Source organism: Litorimonas cladophorae (assembly GCF_014652455.1).
Lineage (GTDB): Bacteria > Pseudomonadota > Alphaproteobacteria > Caulobacterales > Maricaulaceae > Litorimonas > Litorimonas cladophorae.
Window position 1 is genome coordinate 599,519 of record NZ_BMYV01000002.1, and the last position, 22,897, is coordinate 622,415.

12 protein-coding genes and 1 pseudogene are annotated in these 22,897 nt (G+C 49.1%); 9 read left to right on the forward strand and 4 right to left on the reverse strand.

Translation table 11 applies throughout. The annotated features are described in order from the left end of the window. The first annotated feature begins 223 nt into the window (after nucleotides 1–223). From IE073_RS10565 to IE073_RS10575, 3 genes are all read left to right on the forward strand, one after another. Nucleotides 224–2,788, forward strand: a complete 2,565-nt coding sequence (locus tag IE073_RS10565) for a TonB-dependent receptor (RefSeq protein WP_189585436.1) — start codon at nucleotides 224–226, stop codon at nucleotides 2,786–2,788. 123 nt (nucleotides 2,789–2,911) lie between these two features. Then, nucleotides 2,912–4,858, forward strand: coding sequence for a sulfotransferase (locus tag IE073_RS10570; protein WP_189586288.1), 1,947 nt, complete (start codon nucleotides 2,912–2,914; stop codon nucleotides 4,856–4,858). A 3-nt stretch (nucleotides 4,859–4,861) separates the two neighbouring features. Continuing rightward, nucleotides 4,862–5,350 carry a MarR family winged helix-turn-helix transcriptional regulator gene (locus IE073_RS10575; protein WP_189585439.1) on the forward strand — a complete coding sequence of 163 codons (489 nt, stop codon included), beginning with the start codon at nucleotides 4,862–4,864 and terminating at the stop codon, nucleotides 5,348–5,350. Nucleotides 5,351–5,391: 41 nt separating this feature from the next. Here the strand turns inward: IE073_RS10575 and IE073_RS14305 are convergent. After that, nucleotides 5,392–5,619, reverse strand: a pseudogene (locus IE073_RS14305) (hypothetical protein); the annotation flags it as partial. 481 nt (nucleotides 5,620–6,100) lie between these two features. On the opposite strand from IE073_RS14305, the gene IE073_RS10580 reads away from it, so the two are divergent. The 3 genes from IE073_RS10580 to IE073_RS10590 are packed head-to-tail and all read left to right on the forward strand — an operon-like array spanning nucleotide 6,101 to nucleotide 11,088. Beyond that, on the forward strand, nucleotides 6,101–6,397 hold the full coding sequence (locus tag IE073_RS10580; protein ID WP_189585442.1) for a hypothetical protein: 297 nt from the start codon (nucleotides 6,101–6,103) through the stop codon (nucleotides 6,395–6,397). Between the two features lie 38 nt (nucleotides 6,398–6,435). Continuing rightward, nucleotides 6,436–8,166 (forward strand): glycoside hydrolase family 43 protein, encoded by a 1,731-nt coding sequence (locus tag IE073_RS10585; protein ID WP_189585446.1) that lies wholly within the window; start codon nucleotides 6,436–6,438, stop codon nucleotides 8,164–8,166. A gap of 18 nt (nucleotides 8,167–8,184) precedes the next feature. Next, complete coding sequence (locus IE073_RS10590) at nucleotides 8,185–11,088, forward strand: glycosyl hydrolase 115 family protein (RefSeq protein ID WP_189585449.1); 2,904 nt, start codon at nucleotides 8,185–8,187, stop codon at nucleotides 11,086–11,088. On the opposite strand, the gene IE073_RS10595 is transcribed toward IE073_RS10590, so the two are convergent. Further along, nucleotides 11,078–13,048, reverse strand: a complete 1,971-nt coding sequence (locus IE073_RS10595; protein WP_189585452.1) for a sialate O-acetylesterase family protein — start codon at nucleotides 13,046–13,048, stop codon at nucleotides 11,078–11,080. The two genes, IE073_RS10590 and IE073_RS10595, sit on opposite strands and share 11 nt — an antisense overlap. Nucleotides 13,049–13,670: 622 nt before the next feature. On the opposite strand from IE073_RS10595, the gene IE073_RS10600 reads away from it, so the two are divergent. Next, complete coding sequence (locus IE073_RS10600; RefSeq protein ID WP_233350006.1) at nucleotides 13,671–15,209, forward strand: MFS transporter; 1,539 nt, start codon at nucleotides 13,671–13,673, stop codon at nucleotides 15,207–15,209. Nucleotides 15,210–15,212: 3 nt separating this feature from the next. After that, the gene (locus IE073_RS10605; protein WP_189585454.1) at nucleotides 15,213–16,223 is read left to right on the forward strand and encodes a LacI family DNA-binding transcriptional regulator; all 1,011 of its coding nucleotides are present in this window, start codon (nucleotides 15,213–15,215) and stop codon (nucleotides 16,221–16,223) included. Here the strand turns inward: IE073_RS10605 and IE073_RS10610 are convergent. After that, on the reverse strand, nucleotides 16,220–17,857 hold the full coding sequence (locus tag IE073_RS10610) for an alpha-amylase family glycosyl hydrolase (protein ID WP_189585457.1): 1,638 nt from the start codon (nucleotides 17,855–17,857) through the stop codon (nucleotides 16,220–16,222). The genes IE073_RS10605 and IE073_RS10610 overlap by 4 nt on opposite strands. Beyond that, nucleotides 17,854–19,767, reverse strand: a complete 1,914-nt coding sequence (locus tag IE073_RS10615) for an alpha-amylase family glycosyl hydrolase (protein WP_189585460.1) — start codon at nucleotides 19,765–19,767, stop codon at nucleotides 17,854–17,856. The genes IE073_RS10610 and IE073_RS10615 overlap by 4 nt, the downstream gene beginning before the upstream one ends. Nucleotides 19,768–20,095: 328 nt before the next feature. On the opposite strand from IE073_RS10615, the gene IE073_RS10620 reads away from it, so the two are divergent. Beyond that, nucleotides 20,096–22,888: a TonB-dependent receptor gene (locus IE073_RS10620; RefSeq protein ID WP_233350008.1), complete on the forward strand. Its 2,793-nt coding sequence runs from the start codon at nucleotides 20,096–20,098 to the stop codon at nucleotides 22,886–22,888. Nucleotides 22,889–22,897: the final 9 nt, after the last annotated feature.

A 22,897-nucleotide genomic window follows, 5' to 3' on the forward strand; every position in this document is an offset into this window, starting at 1 on the left:
GCTATCGAAGCAATTTATTACGCGTGACGTAGCGTCAACTACATATGTTTAGCCAAAATGCCAATAAAATGGGCGCTGTGTTGTGTATAATTCTTTCAAATCGTCCATATTCTTATTTCAATTATCGAAACAAGTGGTAAGGGCCGCGTTCACCCTCGCGCTAATTCCTAATTCGGCAGCCTTCGGCGCCGCTCTTGCGCGGGTTAAAGGTCAAGGACTTACTATGTATCGACTACTTACAGGCGCTTCTGTTTTCGCACTGGCTTGCACGGCTGGGTCCGTTGCTACAGCGCAAGACGCCTCTGAGCCGACAGCGAGCCGTCTTGACGAGATTATTGTAACAGCGACCAAGCGACCTACCGGCCTGCAAGACACCGCCGTCACTGTCGCCGCCATAGGTGAACAAGAGTTGGATCAGCTCGGCGTTAAGAATTTTACGGATTACCTTATCCAATTGCCAGGTGTCACGGCTGGCGGTGCAGGTCCCGGGCAAAGCACGATTTATATTAGAGGTCTTGCTTCTACGACTCCGAACTTGACAACTGCTGGCGTTGCGGGCCTCGCACCAAATGTTGCCTTTTACTTGGACGAACAGCCTTTGGCGCAACCGGGACGAAATCTTGATGTCTATGCAGCCGACTTACAGCGCGTCGAGGTTCTCTCTGGACCACAAGGCACCCTGTTCGGTGCCAGTTCGCAGGCGGGTACGGTGCGTTTGATCACAAACAAGCCGAATCTGAATGGATTTGACGCCAATCTTAAGGCGTCTACGTCTTTCACCAAGGGTGGCGAAATGAGCAATAGCGTCGAAGCGATGATCAATGTGCCTGTGACGGACAAACTCGCACTTCGCGGCGTGATCTATTCCGACAACCAAGGCGGGTATATCGATAACGTTGCAGGTACACGCGATGCGTCGGAATCTGCACGCTTCCGCTCTGCGGGTACAACACGGGACAATGGTACAGTGGTTTCCGCAGGCCGCGAGGGATTTCAGGCTGGAGCTGATTTGTCCGGTGTTACATTTATTCAAGCGAATAATTCCGCAATCGCTGAAGAAGACTTCAATGACACGACCTATGCGGGTTTCCGCCTGAGTGGTTTGTATGAGTTTGATTCTGATTGGAGCTTATCGCTCACCCATGCACAACAACAACTCGACAGTGACGGTGTCTTTTTTGCTGACCCAGAGCTGGGCGAATACGAGATTGAACGTTTTAGCGAAGATACGATCGAAGATAATTTCCACAATACAAGTTGGACCCTCGAAGGGCGTCTTGGCGCACTCGACGCACTCTACACAGGTGCATACACGGAGCGCACGACTGACCAAAAAGTTGATTATTCCGACTATCTTTTCGTTGGCCAATACCTTCCATACTACATCTGCGACGGTTCCGTCACCTATCCAGGTGGTGCACCATCCGGAACATGTCAGGCTCCTGATCTAAATGTGAAATCAAATACGGAGACAAAAGTTCAAACGCATGAATTGCGTTTCAACACACCAAGCGATCGACGCTTACGCGCGACATTCGGTGGCTTCTTCAGTGACCTAGAACTAACGGAGCTAAACGATTTCATCTATCCTGGGTCTGTCAATGCGATTGGGTTTAACGGTCAAAGCGGTTTCGCGCCGAACTACGCTCTGACAGACACGTCTGTAACGGGCGAAGTTGGAAGCGCATCCCCCGGATATTTCAGTGAAGCTGGTCCGTTCCCGGAAGGCGTTGTCTTCCGAAATGACATCTTGCGAACCGACAAGCAGCTGGGTTTCTTTGGTGAAACGACATTCGACTTTACGGACGAATTTGCGCTGACATTGGGTGCGCGTTACTACGATATTGAAGTAGATCTGGAAGGGTCCGCCAACTCCTCATTCTTCAATTTAGGTCAAACAGAAGATGCGCAGCGAGCAGGTACAAATATCTCCGCGCAATTTGCACCAAACAACACGGTCGGCGCACCTGATAAGGCCGCGACGGATGGCGTGATCGTCAAAGCAACGGCGACATGGCAGCCAACAACGGATTACTTGCTCTACGCAACCTATTCAGAAGGCTTCCGTCCCGGCTTGCTCAATCGTCCAGGTGGCGCAGCAGGACCGAACGGTTTCACAGTCCCGTTTGCGTTAGACACAGATGATGTTCAGAACTATGAATTTGGTTGGAAAACAGAGTTTTTTGATAATTCCTTCCGAATGAATGGCTCGGCTTTCTTCGTTAAAGTAGAAGACCTTCAAACCACGATTTTCGATCCTTCGATCTCTAACCTGTTTTTCTCTGACAACGCTGCAAATGCAGAAATTAAAGGGGTCGAGGGTGATATCACCTGGGCGCCATACTCCGTCGAAGGCCTCACCATTGCGGGGGCATTCTCCTTTTTGGATACTGAAGTCACTGACGTCTTGACCCCAACAAATGATGTTTTGGTTGGCTCAGACTTGGCCTTTGCGCCAGGCTTTCAGGGCAACCTCCGAGCGCGTTACGAGTGGGAGCTTTCTCAGGAAGTCGCGGGTTCATCGCTCACGGCTCATATCATGCCACAAATCATCTTCACTGATTCTGCGGTGTCAGACATCATTGAGATCAACAAAGCGAAGACACATGGCTACATGCTGTTAGGAACGACTTTGGGGGTCACAGCGGAGAACTGGTCGGCAGAACTCTTTGCGACAAATTTGACGAATGAGTACGCGGAGCTCAGCAACAACTTTGTCTTCGACCGTGAACGCGTGAACCCAATGCGCCCGCGCACATTCGGTATTCGTTTGGCCTACAATTACTAGTCCCAACCAAAACACTAAAAGACCCTGCAAAGCCTTGATCCATCGAGGCTTTGCGCGTTTAGATAAGGCGTGACTTACACTGACATAGAGATAGCTGCCATTTTGTCAGGCGTCCGCCGGGATATGCAATCGGGGGCCTTCGACACGGCTCAAGCCCAGCTAGGCCCTTTTCTGGAACAGCTCCCCGAACATAGAGATGCGCTTTATATGGCTGCCGTCTGCGCACGTTATGTGAATGATGAGGCCTCCGCCCAAGAATATCTGGAGAGGCTCAAGCAAACCTCTCCAGACTATGGGCGCGCCTTTCAAGAAGATGGCCATTTATGTCTCCGTACAGGCAAAACTGATCGCGCGCTGAGAGCGTTTCAGCTCGCGACCCAATATAACCCGACCCTCACCGCGAGCTGGAACGCGCAAGCCACGCTATTGCATGAAATGGGACGTGCGACTGATGCGCAAGTAGCCGAGGCGCAAGTGCTTCGTCTGCAAAAGCTTCCGCGCGACCTCCTTGCAGTGACCAATCACCTTTACGAAGGCCGTGTTCTGCAAGCCGAGCAAATCGCACGTAGCTTCTTGTTGAAGAACCCGCGACATGTTGAAGGCATGCGCCTGCTCGCCGAAATTGGGACTCGTTTGGGTGTTCATGATGACGCGGAGTTTTTGCTCGAAACAGCGATCTTGCTCGAGCCTGAAAATATCCAACTGCGCATTGATTTTATTCAAGTCCTACGCAAACGACAAAGGTTTGCGCAGAGCCTAGAGCAAGCGCGACGTCTATATGATAAAGACCCAACTCGTCCTGTCTTTCAGTCGCTCTACGCGATCGAATCCATGCAATCGGGTGATTATCAACGCGCGCTCGACCTGTTCGATGAAATTCTGAAGATCCTTCCCAACGACTCTACGACATTGACCTCACGTGGGCATGCGCTGAAAACCTATGGCAAGTCAGACGAGGCAATTGCATCTTACCGCGCGGCCGTCAAAGCTGACGCTGGGGCAGGGGATGCGTGGTCGGCGCTGGCCAATTTAAAGACATATCAATTCTCAGCCGAAGAGCTCGATACACTTCAGTCGATACAGCAAAATCCAAATCTCGCATTTATGGGCCGCGTTCACATCGCCTTTGCGTTGGGCAAAGCCTTTGAAGATGGCGGCGATTACGAAAGATCTTTTGAGAATTACGCCTTAGGCAATGGATTGAAATCAAAGCAAACCCGGTACACCACGACGCAAATGCGCGAACAACTTGACGCACAAGTCAAGCATGTCACCAGATCGACGATTGAGGGATTAGTAGGACATGGAGCTAAAGCTCCCGACCCGATTTTTATCGTCGGTTTGCCGCGCGCGGGGTCCACTTTAATTGAGCAGATCCTAGCCTCTCATAGTCAGGTTGACGGTACATTGGAGTTGCCAAACATCCTCTCGATTGTTCACCGGTTAAGAGGTCGCAATCAAATAACGGATCGCGACCTTTATCCGCGAATATTGAAAAATATGAGCGCTGACGAGCTCCGTAGTCTTGGCGAAGAATATATTCAGGCGACGAAAATTCACCGACACGGCGCGGCATTCTTTACCGACAAGATGCCCAATAATTTTTGGCACTTAGGTTTGATCCATGCCCTTTTACCCAATGCAAAGATCATTGATGCGCGCCGCTCCCCATTGGATTGCTGCTGGTCAGGGTTCAAACAACTCTTCGCTGAAGGACAGGAGTTTACCTATGACCTTACTGACATAGGTGAATATTACGTGGCCTATGTTGAAATGATGGCGCATTGGGATGAAGTCTTACCGAAAGGGCGCATATTGCGAGTTGATCATGAGGATGTGTTAGATGACCTAGCTGGGCAAGTGCGACGAATACTGGATTATTGCGAACTTCCGTTCGAGACTGGCTGCTTAGAGTTTTACAAAACTGATCGTGCCGTCCGTACCGCAAGTTCAGAGCAAGTGCGTAAACCGATCAATAAAAACGGTGTTGGACAATGGCGGAAATTCGAACCATATCTCGGCCCGCTAAAGCGGTCGCTTGGTCCGCTTATAGATAGTCAAAGAAAGTAGATCGTGACGACCAGAGTCAATGATGCGCTGATTGCCCTTCGCAAGATTCAGCAACGTACAGATCAAGCGTCAAAGATTTTGGCGCAGACTGTAGGACTTACGCCTTCTCAGCTGAATGTATTACTGCATCTGCAGGATCGCGGCGAAACTTCCGCAGGGGAAATTGCAACACTTACCCATCTCAAACACGCAACGATCACGGCGCTTGTCGATAAAATGGTGGAGCGAGGATTCGTTTCCCGGCGGAAAAGCGACGAAGACAGACGCAAGGTTTGGGTGAAACTGGAACCAGAGGGGGAAGCCGCGATCTTGTCAGCGCCGAACCTGTTGCAAGAAACCTTCAGGACACGATTTGAGAAAATTCCTAGCTGGCAACAGGCCATGTTGGTTGCCGCCTTGGAGCAGGTCGCTTCAATTATCGACGCGGAAAATATTGAGGCTGCCCCCGTGCTGCATTCTGGCGCGATAAATGAGAAGCTCCCCACCCAGTAGCGGTCAGTTCAAATTTCATATTGGTTAGCGGCCTTGTCGCGTTATCTGAGCGCTTGACGGTTTTCATTTAGTTGCTTTCTTAAGCGCGACCTAAGGCCGTTGCGGTATGCCACTTTTTTTGACCTTTGGTTCTTTAGGGATGTACGCTGCGGACACGTCGTCGCTTTAGGATTCCGCCATCTGCAAACAACAGTGTTCAGAACCGCTCCTTCGTCATCATCGGCTCGCCATAAGAAAACTATTTTCCTACCTATCTTTATGCAGACTTCGTCTAAATGACAAACAGGCGAAGTACTTTCAGATCGAGACTATATACGCTTCAGAAAATGTGGGTCGAAACTTATCAAGCTCTCAGAATAGGTTCGTATGAAACATTGAAGCCGCGTTCCATAATGGGTTCCGTGACGTCTTGAAAACTCGAGTTGAACTGGAATTAGGGCCAGGGAGCCTGTTGGATAATGTCTGGATGGAATCGGTGATGGGTTTAGATTGCGGTTTTTATCGCTGGAAATGAGCAGATTTTTTGAGAACTGACATCAACGTGACAAAGCCCTAAAAATGGTGTGGCGGGTCTAGGCTTTTTTTCGTTCCAAAATAAGCTCGGTTGTAGAAGTTCTTGTACTAATAGTGACCGATCGGGAAAAAGTAACCTTAAATATACCGATGTCAAACTACCGCAAAATTTGACAACGTTGTCAATTTTCTTTAGATGGTTCTCAAAAACTAGAATAAACAGGGAGTAAAGCGCGCGTGGACCAGCGGAAATTTTTGGGAGCAGGTAGCGGTGTTCTACGATTGGCTGCTTGTGCTTCTTTAACAGTCACACCTGAGGCGGTGACTGATATTGAACAAGGTAAGTTTGCTTTCATTCCAGAATTGACATTGAACGCTACCTTTTCCGAAAAGTTTTTCGCTGTTGGTACGCGCTGTAAGGGTGTGGCTTCCAGTACGGCAATTGGCTCTGGCTCTGGCTCTGGCTCTGGCTCTGGCGCTTTGCGTGATGTTGTTGCGAGAGGGTTTGAGAATGCTTCGATGAGCAGCATCTAAATTCTAAACGTCAGTTGGTTTTTACCGGAGAGTAGCAAATGAGATCTGATTTTTTAAACTCAATATTGGCGTTTGGGTGTGCGGTGGCCCTGAGTGGTTGTGCAGGCAGTATTGAAAGTGTCAATGAAACTGCCGACCTGAATTCTGAATCCACCGCCCGGTTTGACTGGCTTAAATATGAGGGGGCGGATCCTGTTCACTCCTCACCGATTGAGGCATGGACGCAGTATCGAAATCCAGTCCTTTCCGGATTTTATCCTGACCCAAGTATTACGCAGGCTGGCGATAAATATTATCTGGTCAACTCCACCTTTTCCTACTTTCCCGGAATTCCTGTTTTTGAGAGCACTGACCTTGTTAGCTGGAAACAAATAGGCAATGTGATTGATCGGCCAAGCATGTTGAATTTTGACGGATTGGGGCTCTCTCGCGGAGTTTTTGCACCGACAATTGAATACCACGACGGCACATTTTATGTAGCGAATACCTGCGTGGATTGCGGCGGAAATTTTGTTGTTACCGCTGAGGACCCTGCGGGACCTTGGTCTGATCCGATTTGGTTGCCTGAGGTGGGTGGTATTGATCCGTCATTATATTTTGACCATGACGGCACCGTTTATCTCATGAATAACGATGCTCCTGTTGGGGAACCCAGATATCAAGGCCATCGTGCCATTTGGATACGGGCCGTCGACCCGGAAACATTCGAGTCGATTTCAGAGCCTAAAGTCTTGATCGATGGCGGCGTGCGTCCTGAAGCAAATCCCATCTGGATTGAAGGCCCACATATCTATTTCAAGGACGGCTATTACTATCTCAGCGCGGCGGAAGGGGGAACAGCCGTCGGGCATTCGCAAGTCATACTAAGGTCGCGTGAAGTTGAGGGACCTTATAGACCATTTGAAGGCAACCCCATTATGACGCATCGGCATTTGGACCCGGATCGCGACAACCCCATTACCTCAGTTGGACACGCCGATTATGTGATAGATGAGAAAGGCGATTGGTGGGCCACATTCTTGGCCGTGCGGCCCTATGAAGGCGACTTTTATAATACCGGACGCGAAACATTCCTTATGCCTGTTCGTTGGGAAGACGGATGGCCGATCATCATCCAAGGCGAAGAGAAGGTGGGTTATGTACAATCTCGGCCGGCCCTTCCTGTAACCGATGCCCCTGCCATCCCGATCTCTGGCAATTTCATTATCATGGACGATTTTGAAACAGCGGAGCTTCCATTTTATTGGATGATGCCGCGTGTGCCAAAATTAAATTGGCACAGTGTGGATGACGGACAGCTCCATATCATGGATATAGGTACTGGCTTGGGCGAGGGCGAGCAGCCAACCATGCTCGGACGTCGTCAGCAACATCTCAATGCCACGGCAACAACCAAGATTGACCAATTGCCTGTGGCTGCTGGTACAGAGACAGGATTGGCGGCTTTTCAAAGCGACGATTATTTTTATGCCTTAGGCGTTACGAAAAACGCCACTGGTGATCATATGATGCAACTCCGACGCAAGGCCGGCGGGGATGATCCAATCAACGGGGAAGTTGTTGCATCCAATGCGTTGCCAAAAGATATGAGCTTGCCGCTTTATTTGAGAATTGAGGCCAAAGGCGGTGCTTATGATTTCGCTTATAGCACGGATAACCAGAGCTGGACCGATTTAAGGACTGATCTGGATGGCAAAATCCTGAGTACCCGGACGGCAGGGGGATTTGTCGGCGCAGTCTTCGGGCTTTACGTTCAAGACCCGAAATAAACGGAGATACTAACCGCTATGAAACATCCACTCTCTACCATTTTCAAATGTTTATTGCTGTCAGCATTCCTAAACGCTTGCAGCGGTTCAGAGGAAGTGTCGCAATCCGACGCCATGCCGTTTACCGTGGTTGAAGTCTGCGAGGGAGCGGTCGTTGTTTGCGAAAATGCAGCTATTGGCAGCTTTGAATTAATTGTAGACGGTGTCGCAACCTCCATCCGTGTAGAGGACGACGCGGAGCCTGCAATATTGCAGGCAGTAAAGTCTTTTGAAAATGACCTTGTTGCGGTCAGCGGAACTCCAAATCTGGATAAAGGGCGGGTCATTATCGTCGGTAATGTTCAAACCTCCGAACTTTTGCAGACGATGATTTCCGAAGGGAAGTTGGATATCTCGTCCATTGATGGAGTCTGGGAAGGCTATACCCAAGCTGTTGTTGACGAGCCGGTCGAGGGCGTAAGTCAAGCCCTCGTCATTGCCGGATCTGATATGCGGGGTACGATCTACGGAATTTATGATCTCTCTGAACGGATGGGTGTGTCACCATGGCATTGGTGGGCGGATGTTCCGATCCGGGAGAAAGAAACTCTTTACCTGACGGCTGGACAACGCAGCGATCAGCCCGATGTCAAATATCGGGGAATATTCTTAAATGATGAAAACCCGGCGCTCTATGGCTGGGTGAATGAAAACTATGGTGGGTTTGGCGATGAATTTTACGCTGAAGTTTTCGAATTAATTCTGCGCCAAAAGGGCAATTATATTTGGCCAGCTATGTGGGGCAAAGCCTATTACGACGACGATCCGGACAATAGCGCCTTGGCTCGAAACTATGGCATAGTTGTTGGAACATCTCACCATGAGCCTTTGGGGCGTGCCCATGTTGAATGGGAACGCTATGGAGATGGAGCATGGGATTATAACATCAACGAGGAAAATCTGAAGGATTTCTGGCGCGGGGGTATGGAGCGTATGAAGGATAATGAAGTCCTTGTTACGATCGGTATGCGTGGTGACGGGGACGAGGCGATGACCGAAGGTACGGCCATTTCTCTGTTGGAAAACATCGTCGAAGATCAGCGTGAAATTATTACTGACGTTACTGGAAAGCCAGCGGAGGAAACACCGCAAGTCTGGGCTCTCTACAAGGAGGTTCAGGATTATTACGATCAAGGCATGCGTGTTCCGGAAGATGTGATCTTATTATTTGCGGATGATAATTGGGGCAATATTCGCCGCTTGCCAGAGCTCGATGCCGAGCGCGATGGCGGTTACGGCATTTACTATCATTTTGATTATGTCGGGGGGCCTAGGAACTATAAATGGCTGAACACGACGCAGATTGAACGGGTTTGGGAGCAAATGCATCTGGCTAGTGAATATGGTGCGGATGAGCTTTGGATCGTCAATGTTGGCGATCTTAAACCTATGGAATTTCCTATCAGTTTCTTCCTGGATATGGGTTGGGACAACGACTTTACCTCATTAGAGGACCTACCAAATTATTACGAGAGCTGGTCCAGCAATCAATTCGGGCCTGAACACGCAGCCGAGATTGGTGCTCTGATAAAAGGATATACCAAACTTAATGCCCGTAGAAAGCCGGAGCTAATTTCACCCGACACCTTCAGTCTCATCAATTACAATGAGGCAGAGCGTGTTTGGGAAGAATGGGTTAAGTTGGAGCAACTTGCTGACATTGTTCGTACGGATCTCGATGAGCGCTACCATGATGCCTATGACCAACTAGTTTGGTGGCCGATTAAAGCTAGCTCCAATTTAAACCACCTATACATAGCGGCGGCAAAGAATAAGCTTTACGCTAAGCAGGGCCGAGCCTCTGCCAATGACTGGGCTGATAAGGTGGAAGCTTTATTTGCTCGCGACGCAGAGCTGACTGATTATTACCACACGGAAATTGCGGATGGAAAATGGAACCATTTCGCGTCGCAAACCCACATAGGATATACCTATTGGCAGCAGCCTGATCAGAACAATATGCCGGAGATCACGCGAATTGATGTACCGATCAACGGAGATCTTTTCGTGTCAATCGCCAGTGAGGTGACGGCCTATTCCGGCGGCAAAGCTATTGCCCGGACCCCGAGAATCGACAATGTTCACGATCAAGCCGCCAGTTTCACCTTATTCAATACGGGTAAGGAACCTCTGCCCTGGAAAGCTAATTCCCTAACAGAGGGTGTCACGCTATCCAAATTATCAGGGACGCTCGATCAGGAAGAACTCATAAATATCACCGTTAATTGGAAGGTGGTGCCAGTGGGAGCGTCTATTGCCGAAATCGAAATCGTGAACGATGACAACGATACTCAGGTAGTTGAGGTGCCTCTATTGCGACTTGAGTATTCTAATAACCTGTCAGGTTATGTGATGAACAATGGCGTCATTGCCATTGATGCCCAAAACTATAGCCAAGCCCTTAATGGGAATGTGACATGGAAGACAATAGACAACCTTTCCCGAACCGGATCTGCCGTCGCGGCCTATCCAGTCTCGGCTAAACCTTCCACATTGGGTAAGGACAGTCCCCATCTGGTTTATGACGTGATTCTGCCTAAGGCAGGAGATTATCGGCTTGCCGTCTCTGTTGCTCCGAGCCTCGATTATTGGGGTAAAGGGGGATTGACATTTGCCACGTCTGTTAATGATCAAATTGCTCAAACTCAGACTTTGAAAGCTGTTCCCTCGGATACAGATGTTTTTTGGAACGAAGCCGTAGCTAATAATGCAATCACGCTCACGCACGACTTTTCTGTCAACGCGGCGGGGCAGCATCGCGTAAAATTATGGCGCATAGATCCTGGTGTGGTCTTCCAACGCGTTGAGGTAAACCAAGGCGATATACAGGAAAGCTATCTCGGTCCGCTCGAGAGCCAAAAGATTAGTGCAACTAGTCGATAGCAATTTCAAAGGGTCCCACTGGAAGACCGGACTCATCAAAAAGATTGCCATATGGCACGTCCGACCAATTATATCGGACCTTTGTCGCGCTCAGGCTTTGCGGCCTGCTGATAATTAGATTACTGTCCTCGACCTGACCCATGACGTATTGGCATAGCGTCGGGCTGCAGAGCTCTAATCCAATGACATGATTTGATGAGAGTGTTTTTAGCGCGCGATTGGAACCCGATAATGCGACAGTGACGTCAATACTGGATTGCTTTGCTTCGAGTGGGTCTCGATTGGTATTAGCATTGTCTTTCCCGTAAAATAAGTTCTCGGCGGCGTCGGCCGCGCGGTGCGCGACTTCCTGCTTATTGGGTGGATGGATATCGTAGGCATCGCCGGTGCCCATCGCGACAACGAGCGCGGCATCTTCTGATTTCAATGCGACTTGCCTTTGGGCCTCCCTAATCTTGGCCCATCCGCTATCAACGGGGGTGTCACTCACGGATCCAAATTCTGGCAGTTGGATGATAACCATTTTCGCGTCATCGCCAAAGTATGTTTTCCAGTCCTGCAAAAGTCCGTTTAACAAAGGTTCGTATGAATATTCATCTCCGGCATTGGACTCGCCCTGATACCAATACCCGCCTTTGATTTTTAGGCCTCGTAGTGGTCCGAGCATTGCGTTGCCAATTCCCGTAATACCAGATACCGACTCCCAAGGCGCAAAGGGGGCATCCATTCCTGGCTGTTCAGCTTTTCGGTAGGACCAGTCTGATAGGGCGATGTCAATGTCAGCGTCATTGGTCAGTTTGAGGGCGCTTTTTGGACCCATCATGCCTCCCATATCCCAAGCGCTCGCAACGTTGACTACGATAGAGTTTACCCCGGATTTCAGGAGGCCTGTTGGAATTGGATAGCGGCGGTCTCCGCCCCAACTAAACTGTGTGCCGACCCTTTGTCCATTGATCCAGACATGATCCAATTCATCAATTGATCCCAGTTCAATATAGCTGGCCTCGGTGTGCGCCTTCGTGAGAATGAAATCTGTCTGGTACCAAACCTGCCCATTATAATTCTCGAGCCCCGCCAAACCCCAGTTTTTCCAGTTGGTGAAATCTGGAACGTCTGTCCAGTCATATCTGCTGGGTTCCAGCCAAGGCTCTGCCTTGTCAGGATTTCGGTTGCGCCACCAATCGTCCCACATTTCACCAAACACTTCCATGCCTGCTCTTTTGTCATCTGTATAAATCTCGAACAAATCTATATCATTTGTTCTCTGTCCTGTGGTTTTCAGGCTTTCAACACTCATCCAGCTTTCGATTTTAGTACCACCCCATGACGCATCGATTAGGCCAATTGGAACCTCGGCGGCTAGCTCCAGATCACGCGCTGTGAAATAGCAAACGGCGGAAAAGTTTCTTAAGGTTTCTGAATTCGCGACAACCCAATTACTATCAGGCTCAAAATTGTATTCTGGCGTCAGTGCGGTGGCTTTTGGGATCGTAATCAATCGAATATTTTGGCGATGCTCCGCGCTTAACTCCCGGTCAGGGTTAAGCGCTCGATAAATAGGATATTCCATATTGGATTGACCTGAGCATAAAAATACATCCCCTATCAATATATCGGAGATGACTTCCTTTCCTTCTACGACCAAATTGAACGGTCCGCCTTCAGGTAATGCTGTAAAACTGGCGCTCCACCGCCCGTCAGCATTGGGTTGGACTGTTTTGTTTTCGCTCGCAAATTCAAGGGAAAAAGGTTCCCCACTCTTTGCTGTCCCGCGAAATTTAATCGGGGCGCTTCTTTGAAGGACCATAGAATTGCTAAATATGTCGTCGATAGACACGGACTGGTTTATTTTCGTATCAGATTCACTTGCGAAGCCAGATGTAGCGAGTGAACCCAGAATAATGGTCAAAGTCGCCTTTTTGAAGGCCTGTGAAAGGGGCAAAGTTCTCAATGAATTCATTTTTAGTCGCCTCATAAGGTGAAAACCTAAATTTACTTTATTACTTTGCACGGCTTTGTCACGTCCACGACTATGAGCTTCCATTGCCGCAATTTAGCGTTCGCGGAGACATTGGTGTTGTCGCCAGTGCCCATTCCAAATTACTTTCATCCCCGAACATCAGGAGCGTGTTTTTTGAAATGAGATGGCGTCGATGGTTGATGAGATTGTAGATCTGAGCGTCGGGCGAAAGCAGTTTTTGAGTTTGATGGCTGGATCAGAATTTTTGTGGTTTTCGTTCTCTGTTTCTGATGAGAACATCTGAGCATTGAACCCGTTAGTTTTCATGATTTTCCTGGCATCCCAGAAAACTATGTTGGAACGAAATTGGACCCAAATTGACGGTTTGAGAATGATTGGATGGTAGCGGTTTCGGGAGAAACTTCATGCTTTCATCGCTGTGCATTGGTGGAATGTCTGAAAACCTGCATTACCGTGACAAAGCCATCTGTGAGGGCTGTGCAGTCCCATAGCAGTCACGAAATTATTGTGTCTTGCTTCACTATGTAAATAATTGCATTAAAATTGTAGATAATTTGCAACTGCTGACAAGCGGGTCTAAGAGTTGTAAAAAGGGAACTCCATGACGATGTCCAACACTGGCAACTCTGACGCACTAGGCGCGCTCAAACCTAGCTTACCACTTCTCTCCATCCTCAATATGGCCGTTGGGTTTTTCGGACTCCAGATCGGGTTTGCGCTTCAAAATGCGAATGGATCTCGTATTTTTTCCTCTCTAGGCGCCGAGCCCGATACTTTGGCTCTATTTTGGCTCGCAGGGCCTGTGACGGGTCTCATAATTCAGCCTATTGTGGGGTATTTTTCGGACCGAACATGGACTCGATTTGGACGGCGACGTCCCTATTTCTTGCTAGGTGCGTTACTAGCGAGCTTCGCGCTCATCTTCATGCCGAACTCACCGGCACTCTGGATTGCGGCCAGCTCTTTATGGATTTTGGATAGCGCGCTAAATATTTCGATGGAGCCATTCCGCGCTTTCGTGGGAGATAATCTCAACACAAGACAACGAACGCTGGGATATGCGATCCAAGGCTTCTTTATTGGTGCTGGCGGGTATGTCGGTTCTAAGCTTCCAGAATGGGCAACAACTGTTGGCGCCTCTAATACAGCCAATGGTCTAGCGGTCCCAGATAGTGTCAAAGTCGCATTTCTCATCGGGGCGGGACTTTTGTTCTTGTCTGTCCTCTGGACAATTTTTACCACAAATGAATATTCGTCAGAGGAACTCGAAATCTTTGAGGCTTCGGAAACCTCAGCTCTAGCTCTCGCACGTCAGGCTGACCGCTTCGTCCCGCCCGCGCGTTCATTTGGAATTGCCGCATTTGGGTTTGGTATAGTCTCAGCTCTAACGTTCAGCCTTATCGCAGTGGGCGTTGCTGAACGACAGCTTGCGGTCTTTGCCGTGATGGTAGGCATCTTAGCTTTATTGTTAGGATATAATAGTCTTCGGCTAAAGTCTGATCGCGCGCCGGGCATGGTTGGGTCATTGATGGACGATCTAGCCACCATGCCAGTTTTAATGAAGCGCCTCGCGCTTGTGCAATTCTGTTCGTGGTTCGCGTTTTTTACACTGTGGGTTTATTTGCAGCCCGCGGTCACATCTTTCCATTTTGGGACAAGCGACCCGTCTGCCAAAGCCTATGGAGATGGCTCTTTAGCGGTAAATAATATCTTCGCGGTTTATTCACTGGTGGCATGGGGTTTTTCGCTCTTAATCCCCCTGATTACCCGGGCGATTGGATTGAAACTGACATATGCTCTGGCATTGATTGTTGGAGGATTGTCTTTCATTGCTATCTGGAAGCTTGAGCCTAGCCTTTTTTGGGTGAGCGCAATTGGCATCGGAATTGTTTGGGCCTGTGTGCTTACATTGCCTTATGCAATCCTCGCGGATGCGCTCCCAGCAGAGCGGATGGGCACTTATATGGGTATATTTAACTACTTTATTGTCATTCCTCAGTTGATAGTTGGTACAATTATGGGAACGGTGTTGACAAAGCTGCTGGGTGGGCAATCTATCCTAACACTTGTGGTCGGGGGCTCAGTGATGATTTTCGGCGCAGCGCTACTTATCTTTGTGCCCTATGAAGAGGTCGATTGAACTGTGGTCAAAAAAGTCAAACTTGACGATATTGCAAAAGCTGCTGGTGTATCGATTGCTACGGCATCTCGCGCCCTCGCGGATAGCCCTGTCGTCAATGACGATACGAAGCGCCGCATATGGGAACTTGCGCGCGTGCAGGGCTATAACATGCGAGGGTTGCCTGTTAACTCTAGGTGGTCTGCTAAGGCGACGATTTCTATTATCGTACCGAAACCACAAGGCCGGGAGGGCTGGCTTCTTGACCCGTTTTTCCAAGAGCTTCTTGGCGGTATCGGAGAAGCAGCTCGGTCTTTGCAATGCGATTATCTTGTCAGTCATGCCGATCCACAAAATTATGACGATCTCTCACGCTTGATGGACGGCACGCGCTCTGAAGGAATTATCTTTTTAGGACAAAGTTTTTTGCACGAACGCCTTAATCGTCTCGTAGGTCACCCGATGAAGTTTATCGTTTGGGGTGGTGAGCTGAAAGGGCAAGAATACACGTCAGTTGGGTCAGACAATATCCGTGGCGGCCGGAAAGCGACAGCGCATTTGGCGCGTCTGGGTCGGCGGCGAATCGCGTTTTTTGGAGATACCAATGCGCCTGAAATTAGTCAGCGTTTTGAGGGGTATAAAACAGCTTTGGATCAAGCAGGTTTAGCGTTTGATCCCAGCCTCGTTTTTCCGGCGCATTTTGAAATCGAGTCTGCCGCCAATTCTATGCATGCGTTGATCCGCCGTGGGACCGAATTTGACGCAGCCGTTTGTAGTTCAGACCTCATCGCAATAGGAGTCATTAGGGCTTTGCGAAAGCATGGGAAAACTGTGCCCGGTGATGTCGCTGTGGTTGGCTATGACGACATTCAACTCGCGAGGTATATTGAACCCCCTCTGACGACTATCGGGCAAGACTTACCGCTAGCAGGACGTCTCATGGTTATGAAGCTTCTAAATGCCGAGACACCAAACGATATGCAGACAGAGCGTTTGCCAACCGAACTCATTCAACGGGAGAGCTGTGGGGCTTAACTTGCCTTACTGATGAAGCCTGACCCGGGACAAATGAGTGAGCCAACACTTCCGACAGACACATCGATATCGACTTGTCCATCATAGGCTAAATTGTTGTCTCCAAGGTTGAAGACGCAACGACGTATTTTCCCGCCGTGCATTCGATCAAAAACAAGAAGTTCACCTTCGCTTGGGAATTGTATTTCGCCTCGGCGTAGGACGTCACACCCGTTTCGTAAGGCAATGACCTGCTTTGTGAAATTTAAAACACTTTTTGGATCTTTCGATTGCAGTGCAACTGACGCAGAAGCGTGGTTGTCCTGTAGAGGTAGCCAGGGTTTGGCGTCTGAAAATCCTGCATAGACATTCGTATTCCCGTCCCAAGGCATGGGTGTTCGCGCGCCATCGCGGCCCAGCGTTTCCGGCCAATTCGCAATGGCTTCTGGATCTTTTAAGTCATCAAAATCTATTTCACCTTGTTCGAGACCAAGTTCTTCGCCGTAATATATAAACCCGTTTCCACGCAGAGCTGCCATCAAAAGCACCAATAATTTTGAATATTGTTTTGATGGATTTGAGCCCTTCCAGCGGGTCACAGCGCGCGGCGCATCATGGTTTTCGAACGCCCAACTAGGCCAGCCTTCACCCTCTATTCCAGGCCACTCTTTCTGAGTTTTTCTGACAAGGTCCGCCGAAATTTGTTCAGCGTAAAGATAGTCGAATGCATAAGCAGAGCTCAGGCGTTTATTTCCTTGCGTAAAGGACTTCATTTCCGAAAGTGGGCGCGGTCCGCCAACTTCGGCGACGGTGAATTTCTCCGCGCCAGCATTTTGAATAACGTTGCCGATCCGTTCGATGAAAGGCAAAAGCTCTGGCTGACTCATATTCATTTCATGACGTTGGAAATCAAAAGGTCGCGTGGGCGGGCGTTTAAATTCTGTTTCGGCAGGATTATCGCGAAGCGCCCGATCATGCATAGCAAAGTTCAAGGCATCAATACGAAAGCCGTCTACGCCGCGGTCTAGCCAAAACTGAGTCACGTCTAGAATTGCGGCTTGAACGACCGGATTGTGTAAATTTAGATCCGGCTGTTCGACTAAAAAATTGTGCAAGTAATATTGACCGCGCCGCGCATCCCATTGCCAAGCACCCATACCAAACACGGATTGCCAATTATTCGGCGGGGAACCGTCAGCTTTTGCGTCTGCCCACACATACCAATCAGATTTATCATTAGTGCGCGAAGATCGGCTCTCTATAAACCACTCATGTTGGTCCGAGGTGTGACTATAGACTTGGTCAATAATTACCTTGAGCCCAACAGTGTGAGCTTTTTTTATCAAAATGTCGAAGTCTGCTAGAGTTCCAAATATTGGGTCAACGTCGCAAAAATCTGAGACATCATATCCGTAATCCGCCATGGGCGATGTGAAAAACGGACTAATCCAAATGCAAGAAACACCTAAAGATGCTATGTACTCCAGCCGTCGTGTAATGCCAGGCAGATCGCCAATGCCGTCCCTATTTGTATCCTGAAAGCTGCGAGGATAGATCTGATAAATCAGCGCGCCCTTCCACCACGGCGCATCATCCGAAGCCGGATGCGCTGGTGAGACGTCTTCAACCACAAGTGTATCGACTCCTTCACTCATTTGATATGACGCTCCGCGCGGCCATTGCCTTTGCATATTGTTAGACCAAATGCCGGAATAGTGACGGTTGCAGTCGCGGTCGTGACTGCTTCAACCGGGCAGTCTCCGCGTAATGCTGAAAACTGGGTCGTATTCGGCTCGATGCGTGTGTTCACTATACGCGGCTCTGACGATATGTTTGCAACGACAAGATATTCCGTGCCGTCAATTGGGTCGAAACGGGAGAATGCAAAGGCGTGCCCGTCCAGTTCCGTAAGCCGCGTTTCCATAGCCCCGCGACGAAAACTCGCGTGCTTAGCCCGAAGCGCCGACATATCGGCGATGTACCTATAAAGCGGATGTTCGGTGTCAAAGTTTGCCTCTGCGGTCGTCGCGTCTGTCCCGATAAGATCATTGTCGTTGTAAACCTCAACTTTGCTGGGGAAGAGTGTTTCGCGCGCGAGCTGGTCACCCCCATCAGATACAAAACCTTGTTCGCTGCCCGAATATATGACGGGTACGCCGCGCATGGTCATCATCAGCCCGTGCCCAAGCTGCGTGCGCGCGAGGAGCTCTGTCTGGCTCATTGAAGGTTTTTCAGCTTTCAACAATCCAGAGAAGCGGCCCATATCATGATTGCCAAGGAATGTGGGTTGATTAAGCCCTTTTTCAGCACCAGGCCCATATATATCATCAGCCCTCAAAAAGGTATCGAGTCGGGAAGTTGGTTCCTTGCCAGATACAACATCAAAGACCGCCGCCTGAAAACCGAAATCCAAGACTTGGTCGAATCCGTCAACAGTTGTGAAACGGGCTAGCGCGCCAGGGTCAGGGTCATAGACTTCACCGAACATATAGAAATTCGGATTGCCCAAGCTGGCAGCATGGTCTTTCATAGCTGGTAAAAATTGCTGCCAGAATTCAGGGTTGACGTGACGGGTCGTATCTATTCGAAACCCGTCAATCTCATATTCTGTAATCCAGTCTTTGAAGATTTCAATCATGCCGTCAACGACACGAGGATGCGCGGTGAAGAGGTCATCCAAACCTGCGAAGTCGCCATAGATAGAGTTCTCACCTGCCCAAGTCGTCTCACCGCGATTATGGTAATATTGAAGATCATTCAGCCATGCGGGCGTTTTAACTGTCTCTTCGCCCGCGGGAATGTAGGGTGTGTAGGCATAGTTCGAATTTGTTAGATTGGAAAAATTTTCTGCCGTGTGCACGTGGGGCGCATCTCCTAAAAACCTATTGTTGATTGGTTCGCCCGTTGGGCCGCCTTTGGTTGTCCAGGGGAAATCTGCAACAGAACGATATGTACAAGGGCCATCGACTTTATCGGCACCGGAATAATTAGGGTCGTAACATTCTCTATAACTGATCACATCGGCAGTGTGGTTAGTTATAATGTCCATATAAACCTTCATCCCGCGACCATGCGCTTCATCGACGAAGGTCTTCAAATCTTCTTTCGTTCCCAAATGAGGGTCGGGAGCCGTGAAGTCGGTGATCCAATATCCATGATAACCAGAGCTCTCTTGCCCTGGCGCGCCTTGAACAGGTTTATTCTTAAATATTGGACCCAGCCAAATCGCCGTGGCCCCCATGCTTTGGATATAATCTAATCGCGCCGTCAGGCCTCGTAAATCTCCGCCAAGATAAAAGGCTTTATTCGTTGGATCAAATCCATGCTGCAGAGCTCCGCCCGTAAAGCCGCCGGTGTCATTGGATGGGTCACCGTTTTCAAACCTATCGGGCAGAACGAAGTAGACGATCTCGTCTTGCGGTATGCGATCAGGCATTGCCGCGAAGGTGGGGGGCTTAGCTGTTTGTGGTTGGGCATCAACGGTTGGTGCGCAAGCTGAAATGGCAAAGGCTACACTGCTTGCTAACAGGGCGCCGCATAATGATCTCTTCGCAAACTGTTTCATTATTGGATCCCTTTACTGACGGCTGGAAGTTAAATCTTAAAAGTCGTCTTTTCGGTCTTCTAGCTTCAAAGCAAAGCTTCTTGCAAGCCTTTTTGCAAAAGTTTGCATTGATATTTTGGATATTTTTGAGTGAAAACGCCGTTAAACTGGGATTTTGTGTCCAAATTGCCACAATTTTTGTAAATTTGGAGAAGGCCGAAGAAAATATTTGCAAAATGATTGCAAAAAAGTGTAAGCGAGTTTCAATAGGGTTAAACCATTAAACGTTTGATCCCTTAATTGATAATAGCGCCGATGAAATAAAACGGTGCAACGGAAGGGAAAACCAATGAATAAGTCGATGATCGAGTTGTCACCGCTAAGTCGCCAGCTTCTTATGGGAACGGCGTCATTTGCCATGTTGATGGTTGCGGCTCCTGCCTTCGCGCAAGATGTCGCTGAAGAAGAAGTCGAAGATGTTGTTGTAACGACGGGTATTCGCCAATCGATTGAAGACAGTCTTAAGTTAAAACGCGAAAGTGGCTCGATCATCGAAGCGATTACGGCCGAAGACATTGGTAAGCTGCCTGACGTTTCCATTGCAGATTCGCTAGCCCGTCTTCCAGGCGTAACGGCGCAACGTGTTCGTGGCCGTGCGCAGTCTATCTCTATTCGTGGTCTTGGCCCGCAATTCTCTCTTGCGCTTTTAAATGGACGTGAAGTTGTTTCTACGAGTGGAAACCGTGGCGTCGAGTTCGATCAGTTTCCATCAGAGCTTATAGGGCAGGGCGTTGTTTACAAAACGTCCGATGCGCGATTGGCCGCTACTGGTATTGCTGGCGCCGTTGACCTTCGGACACGTAAACCTTTGGACACAGATGAAGGCTTCGTCGTGTCTGGTAAATATGTCATCAATGATAATGGCGATTTAAATCCAGACTTTGGTGCTGACGGTTATCGCCTCTTTGGTTCCGGCACGTATCGGAATGATGCCAACACTTTTGGTGTTACCTTAGGTGTCACGCATCAGTCCAACCCTACTCAAATTTTCCAACGCGACTTGAAAACACAGGGCACTGGACTATTGCCAGGGACGAATACGGCCTATCCGTTGGACAACCCACGATCCGGTGTTGAATCCCGCGATTTCGAGCGGACGTCCATTGCGGGTACGCTGCAGTTTGACCCTACCGCCGATATTTCCTTCACATTCGACGGCTTCTACTCTGACTTCGATGACACTGGTGTATTCCGAGGCGTAGAGACGCCGTTGGCAACGGCTTGGACAGGTGACAATCCGCCGACTGTGACTAGCTCAACGGGCACTGGTCCGTTTGTCGATTCCGTATCTTACACACAAAACCCTGCTATTCTTCGGACAGACACACAAGGCAACGAAGCTGAAATCTACGCACTCGGTGGTAACGTCGAATTTGGCGTTGGCGAGAAAACGCGGGTTATGTTTGATGCTGGGTATTCCGCAGTCTCATCCAATGGTGTTGACTATGAAAGCTATGCCGGTCTCGGCAGCAATATTCTCTATGGTGCTGACAATTTTAACCCGGACTTCCGGGATGACTTCACCTTTACTACGCCGTCAAGTGGCGAGTATTCTATCGCAACCGGCCGCGATTACACGGATGCGTCTTCACTATTCCTTACGGACCCAGGCGGATGGGGCCAAGTTGGCTTTATCCGTAATAACGAGGTTGATGATGAATTGATGCAGCTTCGCGCGGAGGTGAGCCATGAACTAGATATTCCGTTCATCGACGGTCTCGTGGCAGGTGCGATATATACAGGGCGCGAGAAGTCCACGAGCGACATTCCAGCTGCATTGCGTGCTGGTGGGGGCTTCACCAATAATACATCGCCAATTACAAACGTTATTGGGTCCACGGATAGCGGATCGATAGGATTTGATATTGTTGCCTATGATCCGTCCAACCTGATCGAAAACGGAACCTATAGTCTCGATCAATTTGCGACTACAACTGTGGACATTCAAGAGAATGTTACGACGCTTTACGGTATGTTGAAGCTGGGTGAAGAGGTGTCTCGTATCAACGGTAACGTCGGCCTTCAATATGTAGTGACTGACCAAGAATCGACCGGTCAGTTTGGCTCATTTGCGTCTAGTCCAGGCACCGCAAATACGCTCGGTGACGATTATGAGCACTGGTTACCAACGTTAAATCTCTCATTTGACGCATCCGAAAATCTCGTTCTGCGTATGGGTGCTGGTAAGGCAATTTCCCGTCCGCAAATAAACGATTTGTCCGCCAATCTTGGTGTTAGCTCAAGCGCGCTCGTGTGTCCGGATACAGATGGAGATGGACGTCCTGACTCCTTCGCGAACGTATCTGCGAATACAGCTAATGTTTGCTTGTCATTTGGTGGCGGTAACCCGTTCTTACGTCCTTATGAAACAACCTATGGCGACGTGTCGGCTGAGTATTATTTCTCACCTGCGGGTGCAATTTCTATCGCAGGTTTCGTAAAAGATATTGACGATTATGTCCAAGGCTCGAACACAATTATTAGCGATGCATCTTTGGCCGCGCAATTCCTAGGTTCAGATTTTGTTTCTGCTAATCCCAATGCGGCCTTCATCAATGTCGGCGGCCCCGCAAACGTCGGCAAGGGTGACTTGTCTGGTGTTGAAATCGCCATTCGCCTGCCATTTGAAGACCTTACGGATAACGAGCTCCTCTCTGGTTTCGGTGTGAACGCAGCCTTCACTTACAGTGATGCCACAGTCGAATTTGAAGGTAATGAAGTTGATATTCCTGGATACTCATCAGAGACGGCCTCAGGCGAAATTTACTACGAAAAAAGCGGTTTCCGGGCACGTCTGAACGCACGATACCGTAGTGGCTTCCAAGCTGAAATCCTGCAGTTTAATGGTCAGAACATCGGCGCAAAAGCTTTGTCAGAAACCATTCTGGATGCACAAATTGGATATGATTTCGATGATAGCTTTGGTGGGTTGATGGACGGAACTTCCATCAACTTTGAAGTCTATAACATCACCGATGAACCGTTCCGCACAACAAATACAACAGCTGCTGGTGAAGACTTTGTCCGCCGCCGCGAAGATTACGGAACGACATATAACTTCACTCTTTCAAAGAAGTTCTAAGTTCAAAAT